Annotated in this window: 7 protein-coding genes; 1 reads left to right on the top strand and 6 read right to left on the bottom strand. The window is 66.2% G+C overall.

Translation table 11 applies throughout. The features are described from left to right. The 6 genes from A5698_RS03725 to A5698_RS03700 form a co-directional block, all read right to left on the bottom strand. On the bottom strand, positions 1-864 hold an 864-nt coding region (locus tag A5698_RS03725; protein WP_068293473.1), incomplete at its 3' end, for a cytochrome P450. A gap of 152 nt (positions 865-1,016) precedes the next feature. Beyond that, positions 1,017-1,862: a TauD/TfdA dioxygenase family protein gene (locus tag A5698_RS03720; RefSeq protein WP_068293469.1), complete on the bottom strand. Its 846-nt coding sequence runs from the start codon at positions 1,860-1,862 to the stop codon at positions 1,017-1,019. A 19-nt stretch (positions 1,863-1,881) separates the two neighbouring features. Next, the gene (locus A5698_RS03715; RefSeq protein ID WP_068293467.1) at positions 1,882-2,211 is read right to left on the bottom strand and encodes a hypothetical protein; all 330 of its coding nucleotides are present in this window, start codon (positions 2,209-2,211) and stop codon (positions 1,882-1,884) included. A 2-nt stretch (positions 2,212-2,213) separates the two neighbouring features. Beyond that, complete coding sequence (locus A5698_RS03710) at positions 2,214-3,488, bottom strand: aromatic ring-hydroxylating oxygenase subunit alpha (RefSeq protein WP_068293466.1); 1,275 nt, start codon at positions 3,486-3,488, stop codon at positions 2,214-2,216. Positions 3,489-3,530: 42 nt separating this feature from the next. After that, complete coding sequence (locus tag A5698_RS03705; protein WP_068293463.1) at positions 3,531-4,274, bottom strand: SDR family NAD(P)-dependent oxidoreductase; 744 nt, start codon at positions 4,272-4,274, stop codon at positions 3,531-3,533. A gap of 29 nt (positions 4,275-4,303) precedes the next feature. After that, positions 4,304-5,323 carry a ferredoxin--NADP reductase gene (locus A5698_RS03700; protein ID WP_068293458.1) on the bottom strand — a complete coding sequence of 340 codons (1,020 nt, stop codon included), beginning with the start codon at positions 5,321-5,323 and terminating at the stop codon, positions 4,304-4,306. Between the two features lie 128 nt (positions 5,324-5,451). Here A5698_RS03700 and A5698_RS03695 point away from each other — a divergent pair, with 128 nt between their 5' ends. After that, the gene (locus A5698_RS03695) at positions 5,452-6,471 is read left to right on the top strand and encodes a dihydrodipicolinate reductase (protein WP_197506638.1); all 1,020 of its coding nucleotides are present in this window, start codon (positions 5,452-5,454) and stop codon (positions 6,469-6,471) included.

Here is a 6,471-nt window from a genome sequence, read left to right as displayed (position 1 = left end):
GCTGCGGTCGTCGCGCAGCTGGCGCTGAATGTCCGGTCGGTCGCCGAGCACCTTCAGCGCGGTCGACAGCAGGCGCACCGTGGTCTCCTGACCGGCCGAGAAGACATTGGTGGCCACTCGCACGACGTCACCCACCTCGGGTGTCGTGCCGTCCGGGAACGACGCGGTGGCCAGCCCGGTCAACACATCGTCACGCGGCTCACGCCTGCGGTCCTCGACGTACTCGGCGAACACGTCGTAGAGGTACTCCAGCGGCGTCTTGGCCAACGTCTTGTCGGCATTGCCCAAACCGCTGCCGTGCGTGCCGCGGGCGAGCCGCTCGAGCAGCTCCGGGCGGTCCTCCTCGGGGACGCCGAGCAGGTCGGCGATCACCCGCAAGGTGAACGGCGCGGCGAAGCCGGTGATGAACTCGCCCTGTCCCGGCGCGAGGAAGTCGTCGAGGATGTCGTCGGCGAGCTGCCACATCGCGTCCTCGTTCTCCTTGAGGCGCTTCGGCGTGATCAGCCGCATCAGCAGGGCCCGGTGGTTGGTGTGCGTCGGCGGGTCGAGCGTCGGCAGCTGATCGCTGAACGGGATCTCGTCGCGATGCTCCTTGATGATCTCGGTGACGTCGTCGCCTTCCAGCGGCACGGGGAAGCCCGGGAACGGGCCGGTCACCGAGATGCACGAGGAGAACGTCTCGGCGTCGTTGTAGACGTCGACGGCCTCCTGCCAACCGGTCACCATCGTGACGCCGTAGTGGTCCTCGCGGGTCACCGGGCACTTGTTGCGCAGCGCCTCGTAGAACGGGTACGGGTCGGCGGTCAGGCGCCCGTCCCGGAAGAAGTCGACCCTGGTCATGTCCTCGGTGAGGTCCTCGGTCATGCGCCCTCCGTTTCGACGATCTCAAGCAACGAGAACGTGATTCTCATATCTGGGTATCAGATTTCCATAGTGGCACGGCGCCGTCAACGAGACCCCCGGGGCGACTCGGTGCTCTAGCGGTCGAGCAGCGATCGGTAGAGCACCGAAATCGCTCACTGAATGGGCTCGTCCCCCAGCACCGTCGTGCGCAGCATCTCGCGCGGCGAGTCCGGGTCGTACGGTGCGGCGCGGTGCAGCACCCCGTTGTTGTCCCAGATCACGGTGTCACCGACGGACCACCGGTGGCTGTAGACCAAGTGAGGCTGCGTCGCACGGTCGAGCAGCTCGGCCAGAAGCGCACGGCCCTCGTCGACGTCCATGCCGACGACGTGATCCGCCGACGCCCCCAGCACCAGCGACTTGCGGCCGCTGCGGTGCGTCCACACCAGGGGGTGTTCGTGGGTGGGCCGCGACCGCCACTTGGCCACCAGTTCCGGCGATGGATCGGGGGTCACCCGGCGCTGCGACGCCTCGAGCGAGTGCACCACCCGCAGCGATCCGAAGCGCTGCTTCTCCTCGTCGGTGAAGGCCTCGTAGGCCGCGTATGAGTTCGCGAACTCCGTCTCCCCGCCCGTCTCGGCCACCTGCTTGGCCGAGAGCACCGTCGCCTTCTGCGGGCACTCGTCGTTGGTGGGTGTGCATCCGTCGATGTGCCAGTCGAACGTGGCCCGCAGATAGTCCGCCGAGGCGTTCTTCGACTTGTCGAGCGTCACCGGATAGATCCCGGCGACCGGATGGTGGCCGTCCGACGAATGGTCGATCTCGCCGAGCCGTTGGCAGAACGCGACCTGCGCCTCCGGGGTCAGGCCGAGACCGGGAAACACCAGAACGCCGTTGTCCTCCAACGCATCGAGGATCGCGGCGCCCAGCGCGTCGTCATTGGCCAGCGCATCGGAGTCGAGGCCGGTCACCTCCGCGCCGACCGATGCGGTGAGCTTGTCGATCGTCAGCACTGTCATGCTCGTCCTGTCCTTGTCGTCACGGCACCGGCGAGCTGACGCGGTGCATTTCGGCGTCGGCCGAGTCGGCGGGCTTCTGCGTACCGAAGACCTCGACGGCCATCGACACCATGATCATCGAGTAGATGAGGTGCAGCAGGTTCAGCGCATCCTCGGGCAGATCGTCGAGGGGGAACTTGTCGCAGTAGTCGATCGCTTCCTCGAAGCGCGGCGTGAAAGCGTCGTAGAACTCGCGGATCTCCGGCATGGGCGTGGCCAGCCGGGTCGCCCACCGCTCGGCTTCGGTTGGCAGGCACCACTTCTCGGCGAACGGTTCGAATTCTGCGAACGCACTGGGCAGACGGGTCATGCTCAGACCCTCACCGGACTGCGGTCGGCTTTGTATTCCTCGACCCACTTGACGGCCTCGTGGTGCAGATGGCGCACCAGGATTTCCTGGTCGCTGAGCGGGTAGTCGTCGACTATCGGTTCACCCAGGCCGTATTCCAGCGCCGCCTGGGTGCCACCGAGCATTCCGGCGTCCTGCAAGGCGAACTCCTTGAGCACCACGGAAGCGACCTCATGCTCGATGCGCTCACGCACGCTGCGGGCGGGGTGAAATGCGTTGTAGGCCTCGAACTTATGGGTGTTGTGCGACGTCGGCCAGTACCGGTACAGCAGATACCAACCGTGGTAGATGAGGATCTCCAGGTTCGGGAAGATCTGGAAGTTGGTGATGCCCCACGGCTCGATGTTGCCCGGGTTCAGTCCGGCCGACTGATGCGTCTCCGGAGTCCGCCACGGGCCGACGAGTCCGCTGCGCGTGATCCGCTCGACCGGATACATGTACTCCGGTGCGAGCAGCCACCGACGGGTGCCCGCCGTCGACACCAGCCGGTGGGGTCCGTCGATCTGGAAGTGCCCGCACTCGAAGGTGGCGTTCGGCTGGCGCACCGCGCTGGGGACCTGCTGAGAGTGCAGCGACGGAACGTGGTAGTACTCCTGGAACGCGTCGGCGAAGATCTTCCAATTGCTGTTGTTCTGCGCCTCGAATTCGTAGCGCTCGGTCATCAATTCGAACGGATAGTCGTCGAGCGCGGTGATCATCGGGCCGAGGAATTCGCGCAGCGTCCACCGCGGTTCGGGGTCGAAGTTGATGAAGATGAACCCGTTCCACACGTCGCACTGCACGGGCTTCAACCCGTGCCGTTCGTGGTCGAGGCCGAAGAACTCGCCCTCCTGCTGAACGAACGTCAGGTCACCCTTGAGGTCGTAGCGCCACCCGTGGTACTTGCAGGTGAACTGCCGGCACGTGCCCTTCACCTCTTCGTTGGGAAAGTCGTTCCACACCAATTTGTTTCCGCGGTGACGGCAGATGTTGTAGAACGCGCGGATCTGCTGATCCTTACCCCGCACCACGATCACCGACGTCTTGGCCGCGTCGATCTCCTTGGTCAGGTAGCTCCCGACCCGAGGCAGCTCCTCCACACGCGCGACGTTCAGCCAGGCGCGTTTGAAGACCGCTTCACATTCGAGGCCGTAGAACTCCGGTGAGATCGAGTCGCGGAACGAGACGGGTCCGGTGCCCAGCTCGGGATAGTGCTCCGTCCAGCTGCCCTCGGCCGGCTTGGGCCACTTAGTAGCCATGAGAACCTCCGTGTCGTTGGTGTGCGGGAAGCGGGCCGGTCATCACAGCACCGATCCGCCGTTGACGCCGAGAATCTGGCCGGTGATGAATCCGGCCTCCTCAGAGCACAGGAAGCCGACGGCCGCGGCGATGTCGTCACCGGTGCCGAGATGGCCGAGCGGAACGGTCGCGGCCATCTGCTCGTTCGGCGGGAGGTGTCCGGCCTTCTGACCGGCATGCTGCATCGGGGTCTCGATGGCCGACGGCGGGATGTTGTTCACCGTGATGCCGGCCGGGCCGTACTCGCGTGCAAGTGATTTGGTCAGCGAGAGCAGCGCCCCCTTGGACGCGGCGTAGTGGGCCATCCTCGGCGAACCCCGCTGTGCACTGGACGACGAAATCATCACGATGCGGCCCCAGCCCGCTTCGAGCATGTCGGTCACCGCCACCTGACAGCAGTGGAATGTCCCGGTGAGGTTGACGTCGATCAACCGCTGCCATGCCTGCGGTGTGATGTCGGTGAAGGCCGCCCAGTCCACCGCCCCAGCGCTGGTGACCAGGATGTGCACCGGCCCCAACTCGCTGCGCACCTTCGCGAACGCCTCCTCGACGGCCGTGCGGTCGCTGACGTCGGCAGCGATTCCCAGCGCCGTGACGCCGTCGGCCCGCATCTCCTCGGCGACCCGTTGCGCCGCTTCGCCGTTGACGTCGAGCACGGCCACCTTGTGGCCGCGACGACCGAGTTCGCGGCACGTCGCCTCCCCCATGCCCGACGCACCGCCGGTCACCACCGCGACGCGGCTCATCGCATCCGTCCCATCACTCGACCTCGCCTCTACTCATAGACCACGTGGACCGTCCGGCTCGTCGGCAGGGATTGGCACGTCAGCACCCAGCCTTCGGCCACTTCGTCGTCATCCAGAGCGTCGTTGTTCAGCATCCGGGCGCTTCCGGACACGACGCGCGCCATACACGTTCCGCACGAGCCCGTCTCGCACGACGACGGCGCACGCAGACCCGCCATCCGCGCCGTCTGCAACAGCGTGTTGCCTGCGCGGTAGGCAGCGGTGGTGGTTGCCCGATCGAGTTCGATGACCACCTCTTCGGTCTGCTTTGTGGCGGCAGCGACCTCACTGGACACCGGGTCCACCGAAAACCGCTCGAGGTGCAGGCGTTCGCGGGGCACGCCCGTGCGCAACAGGGCGCTCTCCACCGTGTCCATGAACGGCCCGGGGCCGCAGATGTAGTAGTCGACGTCACCGCACGACGATGCGAATGCCTCGACCGCGGCGGGTTGGACGACGCCGGTCTCCTCGTCGAAGTGACCGGTGACCGACAGGCGTTCGGGGTGGGCGGCGGCAAGCGTCGTCAGCGCCTCGCCGAAGATCACCGAGTCGCGGCTGCGGTTGGCGTAGAAGAGGCTGATCCGCCGGCGTGTGCTCACCAACGCCGAACCGATCAGCGAGAAGATCGGGGTGATACCGCTGCCGCCGGCGAATGCGACGATGTCGCGCTCGGAATCACTGAGCAGGAACCGGCCGCCGGGCGGCGCGGCGTGGATCTCCGCGCCGACTTCCGCGGTGTCGTTCAGCCAGTTGGAGATCAGGCCGCCCGGATCGCGCTTGACGGTGATCTGCAGGTCGTTGCCGTTGTGCGGGAACGACGACATCGAGTAGCACCGCCGATGGGCGTCGCCGTCGAGGTTCACCTGCAGCGTCAGGAACTGACCGGGCTTGTAGCGGAAGCGGTGTGAACAGTCCGCCGGCACATCGAGGACCAACGACACGGCGTCGCTCGTCTCGCGCACCACCCGTTTGATGCGCAGTGGGGCGAACTCTTCGGCGGACATCGACATCACAGTATCAAGTACTTGCGATAGATCTCAAGCGGTCGATGCTGTGCCTGCGCCCCGCGGTGTCGTAGCGTGACCGAATGCAACGGCATCGCGTGATCGCGTGGGGCACCGGCGCCGTCGGCGTCGAGATGATCGCCGCGGTACTCGACGACCGGTCGGCGTTCGATCTCGTCGGCGCGCGCGTCTATTCGGCGGACAAGGACGGCGTCGACGTCGGGGAGCTGATCGGTCGCGACCCGGTCGGCGTCAGCGCCACCACCGACGTGGGCCGGATCCTGGCCCTCGACGCCGATTGCGTCCTCTATACGCCACGCAACACCGACATCGACGAGGTCTGCGCGATCCTCGCCAGCGGGAAAAACGTTGCCACGACGGCGTTTCTGTTTCACCCGCACCGCACCCGGCCCGACGACCGCGAGCGTTTGCTCGACGCGTGCCGGACAGGCAACAGCACCGTGCACGGCAGCGGACTGAATCCCGGCAACCTCTCCGGCGTCCTGCCGTTGGCGCTGTCCGGCATGAGTCGCACCATCGACAAGATCACCGTGCAGGAGCGCGCCGACTGGTCCGTCTACGACAGCACGGCGATCACGTTCGACAACATGGCGTTCGGGGAGCCCGTCGAGACCATCAGCCCCACGGGCACCGAGTTCCTCGCGTTCAACAGTGCGATCTTCAGCGAACAGGTCTGGCTCGTCGCCGACGCCCTCAATGCCGGCATCGACGAGGTGGCCGCGGCGGTCGAAGCCGTTCCTGCTCAGCACGATCATCAGATCTTCGACCGCGTCCTGCATGCGGGGACGACCGCGGGCCAGCGGTGGACCTGGTCGGGACGGCGCAACGGCGAGACCTTGGTCGAGATCGAGACGCTGTGGACTGTCGGCAACGAGTACCCGACTCATTGGCCCAAGCCGCAGCACGGTTGGACGTTGACGATCGAGGGCGATCCGTCGATGCGCACCCACTTCTTCTCGTTGGCCAGCTTCAGCCGCGACGCGAGCATGGCAGAGCACGTGCGTTCGGCGAACGTGGCGACGGCGATGCAGGTGCTCAACGCCGTCCCCGCGATCATCGCCGCACCCGCCGGGTTCGCGACGATGGCCGATCTGCCGCTGATCCGCAGCCACATCGGTTTCGGCAACGCCTGA

This window comes from Mycobacterium sp. E136, assembly GCF_001666865.1.
In the GTDB taxonomy this organism is placed as follows: domain Bacteria; phylum Actinomycetota; class Actinomycetes; order Mycobacteriales; family Mycobacteriaceae; genus Mycobacterium.
Note: the sequence above shows the minus strand (reverse complement) of the source record. Positions and strands in the feature narration are given on the sequence as shown.